Raw genomic sequence first — 17,358 nt, 5'->3', positions numbered from 1 at the left:
CGCCGTACCCGGTCAGCCTTGCGCTGCGTTCCCCTCCGCGTCGTCTGGATGCACCGCAGCCTCCGCCGCCGCCGACGCCTCCTTGCGCTGCTCCAGGATCGCCGCCAGCACCCGGTTCACGTATCGCTCGCTCGCGTCCTTGGTGATGCCGAGCCCGCTGAGGACGCCCTCGCCGTTCTCGTGCTCCAGCAGGGCGAGCAGGATGTGCTCGGTGCCGATGTAGTTGTGGCCGAGGCGGAGCGCCTCGCGGAAGGTCAGTTCCAGGACCTTCTTGGCGTCGGGACCGTAGGGGATGAGGTCCGGGACGTCCTCCGCCTCCGGCGGGAGCGCGGCGGTCGCGGACTGGCGTACGGCGTCCAGCGGGACGCCCTGCTCGGTGATCGCCTTCGCCGCCAGGCCCTCCGGCTCGGCCAGCAGACCGAGGACCAGGTGCTCGGGGCGGCCCTCCGGATTGCGGGCCGCCACGGACTCGTTGTGCGCGGCCATGACCACGGCCCGCGCGCGCGGGGTGTAGCGGCTGAAGCCCTGGCTCAGGTCGAGGTCCGCCGACTCCTTCGCGACGAACCGCTTCTGTGCCGCCTGCCGGGTCACGCCCATGCTCTTGCCGATGTCGGTCCAGGAGGCGCCCGAGCGGCGTGCCTGGTCCACGAAGTGACCGATCAGATGGTCGGCCACGTCACCGAGGTGGTCGGCGGCGATCACCGCGTCCTGGAGCTGGTCGAGGGGTTCGGGGTGCACCTTCTTGATCGCCGCGATGAGGTCGTCGAGGCGCACGGATGACGTGATGTTGGGGTTGGTCGCCATGTGTCAACCGTAAGTTGACACCCTCTCACTGTCAACCGAAGGTTGACACGCGTTCGGAGGTGCGGCGGATTTTCGGACAAGGAGTCGCCTGGAATCGTCTGTCCACAGCCTGTGGACAACTTTTGGCGGGCTGTCGGTCCGGCATGGCACGATCGACGACGTGACCAGCACTGCCAGCACCGTCGAGCGCGCCTTCCGTGCCGCCCTCTGTGACGACACCGACTCCGGGCTCGACACCGGCGCCTCCCTGCTCGCCGCCGACCCCGCCGCCGACGCGGAACTCGCCCGGCGCGGCGAGGAGTTCGTCGCCACGGCGTGGCGACGCGGCTGGCAGCCCGCCGACGTCGTGCGGCTCGTACGGCGTGAGCTGGACGACCTCCACATACGGCTCGTCGCCGCCCTGATCCGGGCGCAGGCGGGCGACGACCGCCCGCGCGGGCACCGCTGGACCGCGCAGCTCGACGCCCTCAGCGAGCACACGTCCGCCCCCGCGCGCGGAAGCGACCGGTTCTCGCACGCCACCGCCGTCCTGGAGCTGTACCGCCTGCTGCTGCGGCTGCCCGCCCTGGAGCCGCTGGAGGAGCCCCGCCGGGCCACGAGCCCCGAGGCGTCGCGCACGCTCGGCCGGATCCGCGCCCTGCTCGCCAAGGCCGAGGCAACCCCCTACCCGGAGGAGGCGGAAGCCCTGACCGCCAAGGCGCAGGAGCTGACGGCGCGCTACAGCGTGGACGAGGCGCTGCTCGCCGCCGCCGCGCCCGCGCCGGACGCCCCCGGCGCCTGCCGGATAGGCGTCGAGCCGCCGTACGAACAGGCCAAGGCGGTCCTGCTCGACGCGGTCGCCCGCGCCAACCACTGCCGCGCGGTGTGGAACGAACCGTTCGCCTTCTCCACGGTCGTCGGTTTCGAGGCGGACCTGGAGGCGGTCGAGCTGCTGTACACCTCGCTGCTGGTACAGGCCACGCACGCGATGGCCAAGGCGGAGGCAGCGCAGCGGGCGGGCGGACGCAAGCGCACCAAGACCTTCCGGCAGTCGTTCCTCGCGGCTTACGCGCACCGCGTCGGTGACCGGCTCGCCGCCGCGGCCGGGACCCAGGTGACCCAGAACCTGCTGCCGGTCCTGGCCACCCGGGACATAGCCGTCACCGACCGGATGGAGCGGCTGTTCCCCGAGACCACCACGACCCGGCTGCGCGGCGTAAGCGACGCCGCCGGGTGGACGGAGGGCGCCCGCGCGGCGGACGAGGCGCAGGTACGGGCCCGGCGCCGACTGGACTGACGACCCGGAGCCCGTCCGGGAGGGCTTCGTCAGTCGCCCACCTGCTGGAAGGCGCTGACCGACGCGTCCGGAGTGGTCTTGCCCGCCTTGGCCGCGACCGGGCCGTACTTCCACGGGAAGCTCTGCGGCTCGCCGCCGCCCGGCAGCGTGATCTCCACGGTGGCGCCCTTCGCGTCCTTGGCACCGGCGTCCGCGCCGCGCACGTAGCTGATGGTGAAGCTCGCGGAGTCGCCCTTGGCGAGCTTCAGCTTCTGCGCGGTGGCGCCCTCCTGGACGGGCAGCTTCTCCGTGCGACCGCCCTGGTGGAGGGTGACGCCGGGGAAGTGGTCCAGGACGCAGGGCGCGCTCTGGTTGGTGATGCTCACCGGCACCTGGCCGCTGTCCCCGGCGGCGGGGGCGACGCTCGCGGAGCCGACCTGGAGCGAGACCGAACCGGCCGCGCAGGCCGCGCCTGCCTTGCTCTCGGAGCCGCCCGTCCCGCTGCCGCCGCCGTTGTCGCAGGCGGTCAGGGCGAGAGCGGCGGCGAGGGCGGTGAGGGTGAGCGGAATGGCGCGCATGAACTGGTCCCATCGAGGGTCGTGACGGTCTCCCCGCATCATCGCCCCTGCGCGCGCACCCCGAGTACGCGCCCCCGGCGGATTCACCGCTTCAGGCAGGATTCGGGTCCGCGCCGGGCGCGGGGTGCCCGGACCGCGTATGGCCGGGCGCCGGGAAGGCGCCCGCACCCGGCAGGCGCCCCCCTGCCACTCCCGCTCCGAAGGCTTCCTGCCTCAGCCCCGCAGCCCTACTGCCCCAGTCCCGAAGGCAGCCCCGACGGCAGTCCCGACGGCAGCGTCCCGCCCTCCGCCTTCGTGTACGTCTCCTTCCCCGGCCGCCCCGACCAGGTGATCTTCAGGGAGTTCTTGTTCGCCGAGTCGACCATCCCCGTGGTCCGGTGCTCGGAGTCGCCCTTGCAGGTGAGGCGGATCATCCGCATGTCCGACTCCTCGCCCGCCGTGCCGCTGCACACCGCGCCGCCGGTCGCGAAGAGCCCCGCCTGCTTGCCCGTGATCACCAGCGCCACGATCTTGCCGCCGCTGGTGGTGATCCAACTGCCCTGGATCTCCGAGACGGCACCACCGGTACCGCCCGTACCGCCCCCGGAGCCGCCGTCGGTCGCGGAACCCGAAGCCGTGGGCGCCGCGCTCGCCGTGGAAGAGCCGTCCGAGGAGCCGTCGCCCCCGTCACCCCCGCCGCACCCGCTCAGCACCAGCGCGCCGATCACCCCGGCCGCCGCCGCACCGCACCGCACGCGCGCCGCGCGCCTGCCCGTACCCTTGCCCCTCGCCGTAGCCGTAGCCCCAGTCACGTCACGCTCCCAAGCCGTAGCGGGTCGCCCGGGGCGGGAGCCCGCGGACCGCGCAGCAAGTTACCAGCCGTTACCCCTGCGCACGCGGCCGGAATTGGCCGGTTCGGCGCGGAACAGGAACGGCCCCGGGTGCGTCTCTTCCTGGTGCGTGAACAGGGCGGCATGTGCCGTCGTATCCCGGGCAGGCGGGGAAGGGCTTCGGTAAAGCGGTCGTCAAAGCTGTAATCGCGGGAACACCCCGCGCGCACGTGCATCTGCTCATTCATCTGCATGTGAACAGGGTTATGATCCGGGTCGGTTGACCGCAGCATCTACTGACCACAGCACCAATGACCACGGCCTTTGTGCCACATCAGACAGTGCACCACCGGGGAGCGACCTGTGGACCACTACGTTGACAGCGTGTACGGGTACGACGTGTACAACGGCATGGCTGCCACGCTGCTGGTCGGCGTGGCCTGGCAGAAGAGCAGGCACAGCAACTCCCAGGGATCCTGCGTGGAGTTCGCGCGCCTGCCCGGCGGCGAGGTGGCCGTCCGCAACTCCCGCTTTCCCGACGGACCCGCGCTGGTCTACACGCGTGCCGAGATCGAGGCGATGCTCCTCGGCATCAAGGACGGCGAGTTCGACCATCTGACGGCGAGCTGACAACACAGCCGTACGGCACGGGCGTTGGCAACGATGTCGGGGACGGCGCGCGTGCGGAGGTCCCGCTCAGTCCGCCGGCTCACCCGCGTGCAGCAGGAACAGCGCCCACACCATCTTGCCGTTCAGCGCGCCCGCCAGCGGATGCCAGCCCCAGCCGTCCGCGAAGGAGTCCACGAGGAACAGCCCCCGCCCCGACTCGGCGGAGAAGTCGTCGGACTCGCGGGGTACCGGGGTGTCGTGGCTGGGGTCGCGCACCGCGCACACCAGCCGCCCCGGCCAGCGCATCAGATGCAGCCGCACCGGCGAGGCACCGGCGGCGCCGTCCGCGCTCCCGTCCACGCCCTCGCCGGGCAGGGCGTGCCGCAGCGCGTTGGTGACGAGTTCGGAGACGACGAGCGCGATGTCCTCGGAGCGCTCGCCCACGTCCCAGGGCTCCAGGGTGGCCCGGGTGAAGCGCCGCGCCTCGCGCACCGCTTCGTAGCGGGCGGGCAGGGCGCAGGAGGCTGCCTCGGAGACGGCGCCGGGGTCCAGTGGGGGAAGGCCCTGCCGTAACGGCTTGAGCATGGTCGATCCATTCGTTCCCATGCGAGGCACTCCCGGGAATTCGCGGTCGTTGCGATGCAGCGGTGGCGCGGCCCCATGGTTTCGGATGCGCACAGCAGATGCAAGGGCAGATGCACGTGCACGCGGCCGAATTGCGCCCGCGCGTACCGCTTCTTGGCCATTTTTTCCGCCATCTTGGGCCCAACTTCGGTCCAGGACCGTGACCCTGGCATAGGAGAAACGGTTGACCTCTTTCCGTTTCTGTAACCGAACGAGTACTGCTCGAAGTGTTTTAGTGGCAGACTGCGGCATCTGAAGACGGTTGGGGAGGCTGGCGAAGTGAGCGCGGGAGAGCCCGGATCGGTGGTGCGGCGGATGCTGCTCGGCTCGCAACTCAGGCGGCTGCGGGAGGCGCGGGGCATCACGCGCGAGGCGGCGGGGTACTCGATCCGCGCCTCCGAGTCCAAGATCAGCCGGATGGAGCTCGGCCGCGTGAGCTTCAAGACCAGGGACGTCGAAGACCTGTTGACGCTCTACGGCGTCGACGAAGAGGCGGAGCGCGAATCGCTGCTCTCCCTCGCCCGGGAGGCCAACGTGGCGGGCTGGTGGCACAGTTACACCGACGTGCTGCCCAGTTGGTTCCCCACCTACGTCGGTCTGGAGGGCGCCGCCCACCTCATCCGGGTCTACGAGGTCCAGTTCGTGCACGGTCTGCTCCAGACCGAGGAGTACGCGCGCGCGGTGGTCCGGCGCGGCATGAAGGGCGCGAGCACCGCCGACGTGGAGCGCCGGGTCGCCCTGCGCCTGGAGCGGCAGAAGCATCTGCTCGCCGACGACCCGGACGGCGCCCCCGAGTTCCACATCGTCCTGGACGAGGCGGCGCTGCGCCGCCCGTACGGCGACCGCGAGGTCATGCGCGGGCAGTTGAAGCACCTGATCGAGGTCTCCGAGCGCCCCAACGTACGGCTCCAGGTCATGCCGTTCGGTCTCGGCGGGCACTCCGGGGAGAGCGGCGCCTTCACCCTCCTCAGCTTCCCCGAGTCCGACCTGTCCGACGTGGTCTACGTCGAGCAGCTCACCAGCGCGCTCTATCTCGACAAGCGCGAGGACGTCATCCAGTACGAGCAGGCGCTCAAGGAGCTCCAGCAGGACAGCCCCGGACCGGCGGAGAGCCGTGACATCCTCCGGGGAATCCTTCAACTCACCTGACGGAAAGCGGCTGTTGAGGCACCCGCGGGTCTCCGTGCCGCGTGCCGCGTCAGTACGATTGCCTGTGATCAGAACCCGGCGTGGCAGTGTCGTCCGCTAGCGAGTGAGGGATCACATGGCGTCCTATTTCGAGGAACTGGCCCAGCAGTACATCGACGGTGAATGGCGTACGGGGAGCGGCTCCTGGGACGTCATCGACTTCAACCCCTACGACGACGAGAAGCTGGCGTCGATCACGGTCGCCACCGTCGAGGAGGTCGACGACGCCTACCGCGCCGCCGAACGCGCGCAGAAGAAGTGGGCGGCGACCAACGCCTACACCCGCCGCGCGGTGTTCGAGCGGGCGCTCGCGCTGATCGAGGAGCGCGAGGAGGAGATCGCCGAGCTGATCGTCGCGGAACTCGGCGGCACCCGGGTGAAGGCGGGCTTCGAGCTGCACCTCGCCAAGGAGTTCCTGCGCGAGTCGATCCACCTGGCGCTGCGCCCCGAGGGGAAGATCCTGCCCTCCCCGGCGGACGGCAAGGAGAACCGCGTCTACCGGGAGCCGGTGGGCGTCGTGGGCGTGATCAGCCCCTTCAACTTCCCCTTCCTGCTGTCGATCAAGTCGGTCGCCCCCGCGCTCGCGCTCGGCAACGGCGTCGTCCTCAAGCCGCACCAGAACACCCCCGTCGCGGGCGGCACCCTGATCGCGAAGCTCTTCGAGGACGCGGGGCTGCCCGGCGGACTGCTCAACGTCGTCGTCACCGACATCGCGGAGATCGGGGACGCCTTCATCGAGCACCCCGTGCCCCGGGTCATCTCCTTCACCGGCTCCGACAAGACAGGGCGTCACGTGGCGACCGTCTGCGCCGCCCACTTCAAGCGCGCGGTGCTCGAACTCGGCGGCAACAGCGCCCTGGTGGTCCTGGACGACGCCGACCTCGACTACGCGGTGGACGCGGCGGTCTTCAGCCGGTTCGTGCACCAGGGCCAGGTCTGCATGGCGGCCAACCGGGTGCTCGTGGACCGCTCGGTGGCCGAGGAGTTCACCGAGAAGTTCGTCGCCAAGGTCCGTTCGCTGCCGGTGGGCGACCCGCGCGACCCCGGCACCGTCATCGGTCCGGTCATCAACTCCGCCCAGGCGAACTCCCTTTCCCAGGTGGTCGAGCAGGCTCTCGCCGAGGGCGGCACGGCTCTCGTGCGCGGCACCGTCGAGGGCAACCTGGTCGCGCCCAGCGTCCTCACCGGTCTGCCCGAAGGCTCGCCCCTGCTGCGGCAGGAGGTCTTCGGTCCGGTCGTCTTCCTGGTGCCGTTCGACGGCGAGGAGGAGGCGGTCCGCCTCGTCAACCACACGCCGTACGGGCTCAGCGGCGCGGTCCACACCGGGGACATCGAGCGCGGCGTGGCCTTCGCGCGGCGCATCGACACCGGGATGTTCCACGTGAACGACGGCACCGTGCACGACGAGCCGCTGGTGCCCTTCGGCGGCGAGAAGCACTCGGGTCTCGGACGGCTCAACGGCGAGACCACCCTGGAGGCGTTCACCACCACCAAGTGGATCTCGGTCCAGCACGGGCGCAGCGGCTTCCCGTTCTGAGCCGACCGGCACCTCCGGCCGATACGAACCGGCACCTCCGGCCGATACGACACGACGCCGATACGACACCACGCCACGGACCATCGAGGACAGGATCTGACCTCGATGGTCCGTAGCGTCTTCCGTGTCAGGGCAACAGACCCGGAGAAGGGCGGACGACCATGGTCACGCACGTACGAGCCGAAGCGGCGGGCGACGAGCGCGGGGCACTCCTCGCGTTCCTGGAGGAGCAGCGCGGCGGCATCCGCCGGGCGGTGCTGGGGCTGACCGAGGAGCAGGCGCGCTCCCGGCCGAGCGCGAGCGAGCTGTCGCTCGGCGGGCTGCTCAAGCACGTCGTGGAGGTCGAGCAGAGCTGGATCGCCCGGGCCCGCCAGGAGCCGCCCGCGATCCACCGGGACGAGTCCAACTGGCACGAGTGCTTCCAGTTGCTGGAGGGCGAGACGGTCGCCTCCCGGCTCGCGTACTGGGAGGAGGTCGCCGCCGACACGGAGAAGCTGATCCGCTCCGCACCGAGCCTGGACGACACCTTCCCGCTGCCCGAGGCGCCCTGGTTCCCGCCGGACGAGCGCGTCTCGCTGCGCTGGGTGTGTCTGCACCTGATCCGCGAGACGGCCCGGCACGCGGGCCACGCCGACATCGTCCGCGAGTCCCTCGACGGCCAGACGGCCTTCGAACTGGTCGCCCTGGAGCGGCAGCAGGCGGAACAGGCGACCGGGTGACCGCCGGACGGCACCCGTCCCGACCCCGCCGCCCCTGACGGGACCCGCAGCGACGGACCCCCCGTCAGTGATGGAACCCCGTCGCCGCCCCCTTGTCCCGCGTCGAGGGGCGCTCCTGCCGCCGCAGTCCGGGCAGTTCGCGCGCCAGGTCCGCCAGGAACAGGTCCGCGAGGTCGTGGGAGAAGCCGTTGCGGCAGACCACCCGCAGCACCGACAGGTCCTCCCGGTCGGGCGGGAAGGTGTACGCCGGGACCAGCCAGCCGTGCTCGCGCATCCGCCGGGAGACGTCGAACACGTCGTACGACGTGATGTGGTCGGCGGTGGTGAACGCGAACACGGGAAGCTGGTCGCCCCGGGTGAGGAGCCGGAAGTCGCCCAACGCCTCGACGCGGTCCGCCAGATGGCGGGCGACGTCGCGGGTGGACTGCTGGACCGCGCGATAGCCCTCGCGACCCAGGCGCAGGAACATGTAGTACTGCGCGACCACCTGCGCGCCGGGCCGGGAGAAGTTGAGGGCGAAGGTGGGCATGTCGCCGCCGAGGTAGTTCACCCGGAAGACCAGCTCCTCCGGCAGCGCCTCGGCATCGCGCCACAGGGCCCAGCCGACCCCGGGGTAGACGAGTCCGTACTTGTGGCCGGAGGTGTTGATGGAGGCGACGCGCGGCAGCCGGAAGTCCCACTCCAGGTCGGGGTCGAGGAACGGGGCGATCATGGCGCCGGAGGCGCCGTCGACGTGGACCGGGACGTCGAGCCCGGTGCGCTCCTGGAGGGCGTCCAGTTCGGCGCACAGCTCGGCGATCGGTTCGTAGGAGCCGTCGAAGGTGGAGCCGAGGACGCCCACGACCCCGATGGTGTTCTCGTCGCACAGCGCCGCCGCCTCGCGCGGGGAGAGATGGAAGCGGTCGCCCTCCATGGGGACGGTGCGCGCCTCGACCTCCCAGAAGTCGCAGAACTTGTCCCAGCACACCTGGACGTTGACGCCCATGACGAGATTGGGGCGCGCGCCCGGATAGCGGTCGGCGTTCTTCTTGGACCAGCGCCGCTTGAGGGCGAGTCCGGCGAGCATGCACGCCTCGCTGGAGCCGGTGGTGGAGCAGCCGATGACGGACGAGGGGTCGGGCGCGTTCCACAGCTCGGCCAGCATGGCCACACAGCGCCGCTCCAGCTCGGCGGTGCGCGGGTACTCGTCCTTGTCGATCATGTTCTTGTCGGCGCACTCCGCCATCAGCACCCCGGCCTGCGGCTCCATCCAGGTGGTGACGAAGGTGGCGAGGTTCAGCCGCGCGTTGCCGTCGAGCATCAGCTCGTCGTGCACGAGCTGATAGGCGGTGGTGGGCGGCAGCGGGGTGTCCGGCAGGCGGTGCGTGGGCGGCGCCTCGGTCATCCCGCTGACGGGGTTCGCCTCGCCGAAGAACGGGTTGACCGACACCTTCCGCTCGTCGCGTTTGCCGGAACCTTTGTGCAGAGCCATCGACGTGCCTCCATACGGGGGATTCAGCGGACCGGGGTGCCGTCCGCGTGGAGCTGCATCTGCGGCCGTCCGGTCACCAGCAGCCAGGCGGGCAGCGAGGCGACGCACAGCAGGGCGAGGATGGCCGGCGAGGACACCAGGACGGCGGCGGTGAACAGGCTCACCCAGCCCTGCCGGGTGATCGCCAGGAGCATGCCCAGCACGCCCGACGCCACGCCCAGCGAGGGCTGCACCGCCGGGACCAGCGCGTGCGCGCACAGCCCCAGCGCCGCCCCCACGAACACGGACGGGAAGATCCGCCCGCCCCGGAAGCCGGAGGACGCGGCGACGACCAGCGCCGCCGCCTTCACCACCGCCAGTACGGCGTACTGCCCCGCCGTACGGCCGTCCGGGTCACGCGCCAGCTCCGCGACCTCGGTCAGCCCCTTGAACAGCGTCAGATGACCGCCCGCCGCCGCGAGCGCCCCGAGCACCACGCCGCCCGCCGGAAGCATCAGCATCGGGTGCCGCAGCCGCCGGAAGGCGCGGTGGACGTACGGGAAGACGTACACCGCGCACAGTCCGAGCAGCGCCGCCGCCGAGGCGACCGCCATGGCGGCGGGCACGTCGGCCCAGCCTGGGCGCCCGAAGGGCGGCAGACCGAGGTCGAAGGTCGGCTTGGCCACCAGGGTCGTCGTCATGGCGCCGAACGCGGCGGCGGTCAGCGGCGCGAACAGGTTGTCCCAGAGCCGTCCGGGCAGCGGGCGCGTGGTCAGCGCCTCGGAGATGACCAGCGCCGCCGCCACCGGCGTGCCGAACAGCGCCCCGATCGTGCCCGCCTCGGCCAGCGTCGGCCACAGCGCACCCGGCGCCCTCGGCAGGAACCGGCTGCCCAGCCACATGGTGAGCCCGACGTTCACGGCGATGATCGGGTTCTCCGGACCGAGGCTCGGACCACCGGCCAGCATCAGCGCGGTCGCCACCACCAGACCGGGCAGCACCACCGGGGGCAGTACGGGGGCGTCGAGACCGAGCGTCGCCGGATCGGGACCGGCGTGCCCCGGCACCAGCCAGACCACCAGCCCCACCGCGACGCCCGTGGCGACCGGCATGACGAACATCCACGCCACCGAGTACCGGCCGATCCCCAGCGCGTCCGGCAGCGGTCCCCACAGCACGTGCTGGAGCCGCTCCGCCGCCGCGCTCACGCCGACGAAGACCAGGCTCGTGACCACCCCCACCAGCACGGCGGGCAGGATCAGCGGGAGCAGGGCACGCGCCGGAGCCGGTGGGGTCGGGCGCGGCTGCCGCGCGGTGTCCTGGGCCACGGGCACACCATAAGCGGATCAAGCGGACACAACATCCCGAACGGAATCCGGCTTGCACCTCACGCGACGTGAGGGACGAGCGTGGTCCCCGGGCGGAGACGTACGACGACGGGAGCGGGACGTGGGGTACTCCGTGGGACAGGTCGCGGGGTTCGCGGGGGTCACGGTGCGTGCCCTGCACCACTGGGACGAGATCGGACTGCTGGTCCCCGGGGAGCGCACCCACGCGGGCCACCGGCGCTACACCGACGCCGACCTCGACCGGCTCCAGCAGGTCCTCTTCTACCGGGAACTCGGCTTCCCCCTCGACGAGGTCGCCGTCCTGCTCGACGACCCCGACGCGGACCCGCGCACGCATCTGCGCCGTCGGCACGAGCTGCTCACCGCCCGCATCGAGAGGCTGCGGCAGATGGCCGCCGCCGTGGAACACGCCATGGAGGCACGCAGGATGGGCATCGACCTCACCCCGGAGGAACGGTTCGAGGTGTTCGGGGACAAGGACCCCGAGCAGTACGCGGAGGAGGCGGAACAGCGCTGGGGCGGCACCGAGGCGTACGCCGAGTCACAGCGCCGCGCCGCCCGCTACACCAAGGCGGACTGGCAGCGGATGCGCGCCGAGTCGGAGGACTGGAACCACCGTTACGCCGCCCTGGTGGCCGACGGCGTCCCGCCGTCCGACGCGGCGGCGATGGACCTCGCGGAGGAACACCGCGACCACATCGGCCGCTGGTTCTACGACTGTCCGTACCCGATGCACCGCTGTCTGGGTGAGATGTACGTCGCCGACGACCGCTTCACCGCGTACTACGACGCCCTCGGCCCCGGTGTCGCCGCGCATCTGAACGCGGCCATTGCCGCCAACGCCGACCGGCACTCCGCCTAGCCGCACAGGTCCTGGCTCACTCCCGGGCCAGGACCACCGCCGTCCCGTACGCGCACACCTCGGTGCCGAGGTCGGCGGCTTCCGTGACGTCGAAGCGGAACGCCACGACCGCGTTGGCACCCCGTGCGCGTGCCTGCTCGACGAGCCGCTCCATGGCCTGGTTGCGGGTCTGCACCAGCGTCTTGGTGAGCCCCTTCAGCTCGCCGCCGATCATCGACTTCAGCCCGGCGCCGATCTGGCTGCCCAGATGGCGCGACCTGACGGTGAGGCCGAAGACCTCGCCGAGCACGCGCTCCACCCGGCGTCCGGGCACGTCGTTCGCCGTCACGACCAGTACGTCCGGCTCGGGCCCCTGGCCGCCGCCGTAGTCATCGAGTCCCATGACCCACAGCTTTGCCCCAGTCTCCCCACAGTGCATTCTGGAACCACCGGTGGAACCTGAGCCGGTCACGACGCGTTGATAGTTTTGTGCGGCCGCACATGACGCCACAGCCGCCCTCACCCCTCGGGAGCCCGGACCGTTATGACTCTTGCACTGGGCCCGAGCTGGCTCGATCCCGGCAATCTGCTCAACACGTACGGCATCTGGGGCCTGCTGCTCGTCGTCTTCGCGGAGTCGGGGCTGCTGATCGGGTTCTTCCTGCCCGGTGACTCGCTGCTGTTCACCTGCGGGCTGCTCATCACCTCCGGGGACATGGACTTCCCGCTGTGGGGCGCCATCGCGCTGATCTGCGTCGCCGCGATCCTCGGCGACCAGGCGGGCTACATGTTCGGCAAGAAGGTCGGACCGTCCCTCTTCAACCGCCCGGACTCCCGCCTGTTCAAGCAGGAGAACGTCGTCAAGGCGCACGAGTTCTTCGAGAAGCACGGTCCCAAGTCCCTGGTGCTGGCCCGCTTCGTGCCCGTGGTGCGCACGTTCACGCCGATCATCGCGGGCGTCAGCGGCATGAAGTACCGCTCGTTCCTGGTCTTCAACGTCCTCGGCGGAGTCCTGTGGGGCGCGGGCGTCACCCTGCTGGGCTCCTGGCTCGGCAACATCCCGGTCGTCCGGAACAACATCGAGGCGATGCTCATCCTCATCGTCCTCATCTCGGTCGTGCCGATCGCCATCGAGTTCCTGCGCGCCCGCTCCAAGGAGAGGAAGGCGCGCGCCGAGGAGCCCGGGCAGCCCGAGCCGGTCCGGACCGCCCAGCAGTCGTACCCGCAGCCCCCCGCCATGGACGACGCCACCACCCGCCTGCGCCGTATCGAGCCCGAGCCGCACGAGCAGCCCTACGAGCAGCCCGGTCACCCCGAGCAGCAGTACTGGCCGCAGGACTACGGCCAGCAGCCCCAGCAGCCCCGGCCCGTGTACGGCAACCAGCCCAACCAGCCCTACGGCAACGGCGGTTACCCCGACCAGGGCGGCTACGGACAGCAGGGCGGCCAGGACCCGTACTACGGCGGTCAGCAGCCGCACCAGCACCAGCAGCCGCAGCACCACCAGCCCCAGTACGACGGTCAGGGCTACGGCGACCCCCAGCAGCAGTACCCCTACGGCTACGACCAGGGCGGCCACCGCGCCCCCTGACCGGTGACGCGCGGCGGACCCGGGGCTCAGAAGCCCCTGGTCCGCTTCGCCGCCCGGCGCTTGCCCGCCGAGCCGACCCGCAGGAACAGCCGGAAGAGTTCCGAACCGAGGTTGACGCCGATCGCGATGGCCATGGCGAGCGAGACCGCCTTGGCCAGCGACACCAGCCCCTTGTCGATCTCGTTCTGCGCGATGGACAGCAGCCCGAAGTAGGTCGCCGAACCGGGCAGCAGCGGACCGATCGCCGCCGTGGTGAACGGCAGCGCGGACGCGAACTGATAGCGCGACATGAGCTGTCCGAACAGCCCCACCAGACCCGCCGCCACAGCCGTCGACGCCACCGGCGAGAAGCCCCCGGCGACGTGCATCGCGCCGTACACCGACCAGGCGACACCGCCGTTGAGCGTCACCCACAGGACCGTCGCGCGCTCCTGCTGGAGCAGGATCGCGAAGGTGAACGACAGCACCATGGAGGCGGCGATCTGCAGCAGCGGTCGCTGCGAGATGTGCAGCGCGGTGTCCGGGTTGAGCCTGCCGCCGACCTGGACGCCGAAGTACAGGACGGTCAGCACGCCGATGACGATGCCGACGAAGAAGTACATGACCTCAAGCAGGCGCGCGGACGCGGTGATGTAGAAGCCCGTCAGACCGTCCTGCACGCCCGCCACCAGGGCGCGCCCGGGCAGCAGGGCGAAGAGTCCACCGGTGACCACCGCCGACGCCTTCAGATCCACGTGCGCCAGCGCGAACGCCACCCCGATCGCGGCGGGCGGCATCGCGGCCACCGTGAACTGGTAGAACTCCGGCAGCCCGCGCCCCGCGCACAGCCACGCCAGCCGGTCGCCGAGCATGGCGCCGACCGCCGCCGCGATGAACACGATGACGTCACCGCCGACCAGCACCGAGGCGGCGCCCGCGAGCAGTCCGCTGGCCAGGGTCAGCGCCCAGCCGGGGTAGGGGTGCCGGTTGCGCCGTATCTCCGCCAGACGGCCGTACGCCTCCTCAAGGGAGACGTGCGCCTCGGCGTCCGTCAGGTCGTCCACCAGACGGAACACCGCCGCGAGCCGCGTGTAGTCGGTGCCGCGCCTGCGGACCGTGCGCGAGGCGGTGACCGGGTCCTCGACGAGGGACGGCTGGTAGGAGATCGACAGCAGGGTGAAGGTGACGGTGGGCTCGCAGCGGTCCAGCCCGTAGGAGCGGCACACCGCGAACATCGCGGCTTCCACGTCCTCGGCGCCCTCGCCGCCCGCGAGCAGCAGCTCACCGATGCGCAGGGTCAGGTCGAGCACGCGCGGGACCGCGGGACCGTCCTCCTCGGCGCGCGCCATCGGCTCCAGGGCGGGGCGGTCGGCCACCGGCATCCGCAGCATGGTGCGCATCCGGTCCTGCCACGGGGCGTCCGTGATCAGGGTGAGCATCGGGACGCCGGTCGCCGGGGTGAAGGCGGGCGGGGCGTGCTTCGCGCTGTAGGTGTGCGGCGTGTTGAACGCCGAGCCCTCCGGCTCCGGCGCGGGCGTCTGCGGGGTCCCAAGGCCCTTGGGCAGGGAGAACTCCGAGGTCGTCTCGGACTCGCCGCCCCGATCCAGGTCGAGCCCCTCCGGAATGGCGAACTCGGACGTGATCTCCGGGTCGTACCGCGCCTCGTCCGACCGGGGCTTGCGGTCCTCCGCCTCCGACACCTCACACCGCTTCCTGAACGACGCATTCCGTTAGCTTCAGTATGCGCATGATCACGCGAGCGGGCCGCGTCGCCCCCTGCCGGGGTGACGCGGCCCGCTCGCGGAAAGACCGGCCAGGTCAGTGGCCGCCGGTCTCCTTGAAACGCTTGTACGAGCGCTCGATCTCCGCCTCGGCGTCCGTGCGGCCCACCCAGTTGGCACCCTCGACCGACTTGCCGGGCTCCAGGTCCTTGTAGACCTCGAAGAAGTGCTGGATCTCCAGGCGGTCGAACTCCGACACGTGGTGGATGTCGCGCAGGTGCTCCACCCGCGGGTCGGTCGCCGGGACGCACAGCAGCTTGTCGTCGCCGCCCGCCTCGTCCGTCATCCGGAACATGCCGATCGCGCGGCACTTGATGAGGCAGCCCGGGAAGGTCGGCTCGTCAAGAATGACCAGCGCGTCCAGCGGGTCGCCGTCCTCGCCGAGAGTGTTCTCGACGAAGCCGTAGTCGGTCGGGTAGGCGGTCGAGGTGAAGAGGCGACGGTCCAGGCGGATCCGACCGGTCTCGTGGTCCACCTCGTACTTGTTCCGCGAACCCTTCGGGATCTCGATCGTGACGTCGAACTCCACCGGTGGCTCCTCCATGATCAGGACATAGTTCTGGTGATTAAGTGTCCCTCACGCAGGAGTGTGATCGCGAAAGGGGCTGGTGGTCGTGCCGGAGCTGAGACCTTGGCGAGCCGTAGGACCGCAGGTGGCACGGCTCGCGAACACCCTGCGGGCCCCTCTGGCGCGCGCGACGGCGGCCGCACGACCGCGGATCGCGCGGTTGACGGACGCCGTACGGACCGCGAAGCCCCGCACCGCCCGGACGCCCAACGCCCGGACCCTGCGGTACACCGCGGGCGCCGCCACCGCGGGACTCGCGGTGGCCGCCGGAGCGGTGGCCCTCGCCGGTCCCTGGGACGCCACCGGTCAGCGTACGGCCGAGCGGGACCGGGCTGTCGCCCTGGAGCTGCCGGGTGGCGCAGATCACGGTGGCAAGGACGTCTCGGCGGGCGGCGCGAACGTCGCGCCGAGCGCTCCGCCGGTGCTGAGCGCGCTGGGCGGCGCCGCGGCGGGCGCGCACACCGGCAAGGTCCCAGGGAAGGACCCGGCGAAGGGCGGCAAGCCGCTCGCGGAGGTCCTGGAGCCCCTCCTGGACGCCTCCGCGCTCTCCGCCGGGCACGCGGCGGCCGTCGTCGACATGAGCACCGGCAAGCGGCTCTACGGCGCCGACAGCGGCAAGGCGTTCACGCCCGCCTCCACCACGAAGATCGCGACCGCCGTGGCCGCGCTGTCCGCGCTGGGCCCCGACCACCGGCTCACCACGCGCACCGCGCTCGAACCCGACACGCGGGAACTGGTCCTGGTCGGCGGCGGCGACCCCACCCTCACCGCGCACAAGTCGCCCGGCGAGTGGGCGAGCCTGCGCACCCTGGCCCGGGACACCGCCCTCGCCCTGGAGAAGCGAGGCATCCGCAAGATCACGCTCTCCTACGACACGACGCTCTTCTCCGGTCCCGCCCTGCACCCCATCGGCGTCAACGACAACCTCGCCCCCGTCACCGCGCTCACCGCCGACGAGGGCCGCACCGACGGCTCCGACCACGGACCCGTGACCCGGGTGGCCGACCCCGCCGCCGAGACCGCGCGCGCCTTCGCCGGGTTCCTGAAGGACGCCGGGGTCACCGCGACCCCGCCCGGCCCCTCCAAGGCGACCGGGCGCGCGCAGACCCTCGCGAGCGTCTCCTCGCCGCCGCTGTCCGACCTGGTCGAGCGGATGCTGACCAACAGCGACAACGACATCGCCGAGGCACTGGCCCGCCAGACCGCCCTCGCCTCCGGGCGCCCGGGCAGCTTCGCGGGCGGCGCCCAGGCGATCGCCGCCCGGCTCACCAAGCTCGGGCTCCCCATGAAGGGCGCCGCCTTCCACGACGGCAGCGGTCTCAACCGCGACGACCGCCTGACAGCCGACCTCCTGACCTCCCTGCTCGCCAAGGCCGCCGACCCGTCCCGCCCCGGCCTGCGCCCCGTCCTCACCGGGCTCCCCGTCGGCGGCTTCACCGGCACCCTCGCCGAGCGCTACACCGACGGCGCCGCAGGCGTCGTCCGCGCCAAGACCGGCACCCTGACCGGCGTCAACACCCTCGCCGGCACGGTCGTCGACGCCGACGGCCGCCTCCTCTCCTTCGCCTTCCTCGCCTCCGACACCACCGACCCCGAGGCGGCGCAGTCGGCCCTGGACCACACGGCGTCGGCGCTGTCGGCCTGCGGCTGCGGTTAGCGCTCCGCGCGGGCGGGGG

At 71.5% G+C, this 17,358-nt stretch carries 17 protein-coding genes; 8 read left to right on the top strand and 9 right to left on the bottom strand.

Annotated elements, in window-relative coordinates:
• Window positions 1-12 precede the first annotated feature (12 nt).
• Window positions 13-804, bottom strand: coding sequence for a Clp protease N-terminal domain-containing protein (locus IF655_RS26260; RefSeq protein ID WP_199587601.1), 792 nt, complete (start codon window positions 802-804; stop codon window positions 13-15).
• A 160-nt stretch (window positions 805-964) separates the two neighbouring features.
• Between IF655_RS26260 and IF655_RS26255 the strand changes: the two genes are divergently transcribed.
• The gene (locus tag IF655_RS26255; protein WP_199587600.1) at window positions 965-2,080 is read left to right on the top strand and encodes a DUF2786 domain-containing protein; all 1,116 of its coding nucleotides are present in this window, start codon (window positions 965-967) and stop codon (window positions 2,078-2,080) included.
• A gap of 29 nt (window positions 2,081-2,109) precedes the next feature.
• Here the strand turns inward: IF655_RS26255 and IF655_RS26250 are convergent, their stop codons facing one another.
• The gene (locus IF655_RS26250; RefSeq protein WP_199587599.1) at window positions 2,110-2,637 is read right to left on the bottom strand and encodes a DUF4232 domain-containing protein; all 528 of its coding nucleotides are present in this window, start codon (window positions 2,635-2,637) and stop codon (window positions 2,110-2,112) included.
• Between the two features lie 227 nt (window positions 2,638-2,864).
• The gene (locus IF655_RS26245; RefSeq protein ID WP_199587598.1) at window positions 2,865-3,371 is read right to left on the bottom strand and encodes a hypothetical protein; all 507 of its coding nucleotides are present in this window, start codon (window positions 3,369-3,371) and stop codon (window positions 2,865-2,867) included.
• A gap of 438 nt (window positions 3,372-3,809) precedes the next feature.
• On the opposite strand from IF655_RS26245, the gene IF655_RS26240 reads away from it, so the two are divergent.
• Window positions 3,810-4,076 (top strand): DUF397 domain-containing protein, encoded by a 267-nt coding sequence (locus tag IF655_RS26240; protein ID WP_199587597.1) that lies wholly within the window; start codon window positions 3,810-3,812, stop codon window positions 4,074-4,076.
• A 66-nt stretch (window positions 4,077-4,142) separates the two neighbouring features.
• On the opposite strand, the gene IF655_RS26235 is transcribed toward IF655_RS26240, so the two are convergent.
• Window positions 4,143-4,661: an ATP-binding protein gene (locus tag IF655_RS26235; RefSeq protein WP_242488941.1), complete on the bottom strand. Its 519-nt coding sequence runs from the start codon at window positions 4,659-4,661 to the stop codon at window positions 4,143-4,145.
• 333 nt (window positions 4,662-4,994) lie between these two features.
• On the opposite strand from IF655_RS26235, the gene IF655_RS26230 reads away from it, so the two are divergent.
• The 3 genes from IF655_RS26230 (at window position 4,995) to IF655_RS26220 (ending at window position 8,123) form a co-directional block, all read left to right on the top strand.
• Window positions 4,995-5,828, top strand: a complete 834-nt coding sequence (locus IF655_RS26230) for a helix-turn-helix transcriptional regulator (RefSeq protein WP_199587621.1) — start codon at window positions 4,995-4,997, stop codon at window positions 5,826-5,828.
• Window positions 5,829-5,943: 115 nt separating this feature from the next.
• Window positions 5,944-7,404 (top strand): aldehyde dehydrogenase family protein, encoded by a 1,461-nt coding sequence (locus IF655_RS26225; RefSeq protein WP_199587596.1) that lies wholly within the window; start codon window positions 5,944-5,946, stop codon window positions 7,402-7,404.
• Between the two features lie 161 nt (window positions 7,405-7,565).
• Window positions 7,566-8,123, top strand: coding sequence for a DinB family protein (locus IF655_RS26220; protein ID WP_199587595.1), 558 nt, complete (start codon window positions 7,566-7,568; stop codon window positions 8,121-8,123).
• A 64-nt stretch (window positions 8,124-8,187) separates the two neighbouring features.
• Here IF655_RS26220 and IF655_RS26215 read toward each other — a convergent pair whose 3' ends face one another.
• Both IF655_RS26215 and IF655_RS26210 read right to left on the bottom strand, forming a co-directional pair.
• On the bottom strand, window positions 8,188-9,594 hold the full coding sequence (locus IF655_RS26215; RefSeq protein ID WP_199587594.1) for a glutamate decarboxylase: 1,407 nt from the start codon (window positions 9,592-9,594) through the stop codon (window positions 8,188-8,190).
• A 23-nt stretch (window positions 9,595-9,617) separates the two neighbouring features.
• The gene (locus tag IF655_RS26210) at window positions 9,618-10,901 is read right to left on the bottom strand and encodes an ion channel protein (RefSeq protein WP_199587593.1); all 1,284 of its coding nucleotides are present in this window, start codon (window positions 10,899-10,901) and stop codon (window positions 9,618-9,620) included.
• A gap of 121 nt (window positions 10,902-11,022) precedes the next feature.
• On the opposite strand from IF655_RS26210, the gene IF655_RS26205 reads away from it, so the two are divergent.
• Complete coding sequence (locus tag IF655_RS26205; protein WP_199587592.1) at window positions 11,023-11,784, top strand: MerR family transcriptional regulator; 762 nt, start codon at window positions 11,023-11,025, stop codon at window positions 11,782-11,784.
• 16 nt (window positions 11,785-11,800) lie between these two features.
• Here IF655_RS26205 and IF655_RS26200 read toward each other — a convergent pair whose 3' ends face one another.
• Window positions 11,801-12,166: a YbjQ family protein gene (locus tag IF655_RS26200; protein WP_161149100.1), complete on the bottom strand. Its 366-nt coding sequence runs from the start codon at window positions 12,164-12,166 to the stop codon at window positions 11,801-11,803.
• A 141-nt stretch (window positions 12,167-12,307) separates the two neighbouring features.
• Here IF655_RS26200 and IF655_RS26195 point away from each other — a divergent pair, with 141 nt between their 5' ends.
• Window positions 12,308-13,354: a DedA family protein gene (locus IF655_RS26195; protein ID WP_199587591.1), complete on the top strand. Its 1,047-nt coding sequence runs from the start codon at window positions 12,308-12,310 to the stop codon at window positions 13,352-13,354.
• 26 nt (window positions 13,355-13,380) lie between these two features.
• Here the strand turns inward: IF655_RS26195 and IF655_RS26190 are convergent, their stop codons facing one another.
• Both IF655_RS26190 and IF655_RS26185 read right to left on the bottom strand, forming a co-directional pair.
• Window positions 13,381-15,033, bottom strand: coding sequence for a threonine/serine exporter ThrE family protein (locus IF655_RS26190; protein WP_199587590.1), 1,653 nt, complete (start codon window positions 15,031-15,033; stop codon window positions 13,381-13,383).
• A 118-nt stretch (window positions 15,034-15,151) separates the two neighbouring features.
• On the bottom strand, window positions 15,152-15,643 hold the full coding sequence (locus tag IF655_RS26185; RefSeq protein WP_018547987.1) for an inorganic diphosphatase: 492 nt from the start codon (window positions 15,641-15,643) through the stop codon (window positions 15,152-15,154).
• Window positions 15,644-15,767: 124 nt separating this feature from the next.
• Between IF655_RS26185 and dacB the strand changes: the two genes are divergently transcribed.
• On the top strand, window positions 15,768-17,339 hold the full coding sequence (gene dacB, locus IF655_RS26180; RefSeq protein ID WP_199587589.1) for a D-alanyl-D-alanine carboxypeptidase/D-alanyl-D-alanine-endopeptidase: 1,572 nt from the start codon (window positions 15,768-15,770) through the stop codon (window positions 17,337-17,339).
• Window positions 17,340-17,358 lie beyond the last annotated feature (19 nt).

The organism is Streptomyces sp. DSM 110735, assembly GCF_016482685.1.
Lineage (GTDB): Bacteria > Actinomycetota > Actinomycetes > Streptomycetales > Streptomycetaceae > Streptomyces.
Note: the sequence above shows the minus strand (reverse complement) of the source record. Positions and strands in the feature narration are given on the sequence as shown.

Coding starts and splice junctions, on each gene's coding strand:
- IF655_RS26260 (WP_199587601.1), bottom strand. CDS start 804: ATGGCGACCAACCCCAACATCACGTCATCCGTGCGCCTCGACGACCTC.
- IF655_RS26250 (WP_199587599.1), bottom strand. CDS start 2,637: ATGCGCGCCATTCCGCTCACCCTCACCGCCCTCGCCGCCGCTCTCGCC.
- IF655_RS26235 (WP_242488941.1), bottom strand. CDS start 4,661: ATGGGAACGAATGGATCGACCATGCTCAAGCCGTTACGGCAGGGCCTT.
- IF655_RS26230 (WP_199587621.1), top strand. CDS start 4,995: ATGCTGCTCGGCTCGCAACTCAGGCGGCTGCGGGAGGCGCGGGGCATC.
- IF655_RS26225 (WP_199587596.1), top strand. CDS start 5,944: ATGGCGTCCTATTTCGAGGAACTGGCCCAGCAGTACATCGACGGTGAA.
- IF655_RS26220 (WP_199587595.1), top strand. CDS start 7,566: ATGGTCACGCACGTACGAGCCGAAGCGGCGGGCGACGAGCGCGGGGCA.
- IF655_RS26215 (WP_199587594.1), bottom strand. CDS start 9,594: ATGGCTCTGCACAAAGGTTCCGGCAAACGCGACGAGCGGAAGGTGTCG.
- IF655_RS26200 (WP_161149100.1), bottom strand. CDS start 12,166: ATGGGACTCGATGACTACGGCGGCGGCCAGGGGCCCGAGCCGGACGTA.
- IF655_RS26195 (WP_199587591.1), top strand. CDS start 12,308: ATGACTCTTGCACTGGGCCCGAGCTGGCTCGATCCCGGCAATCTGCTC.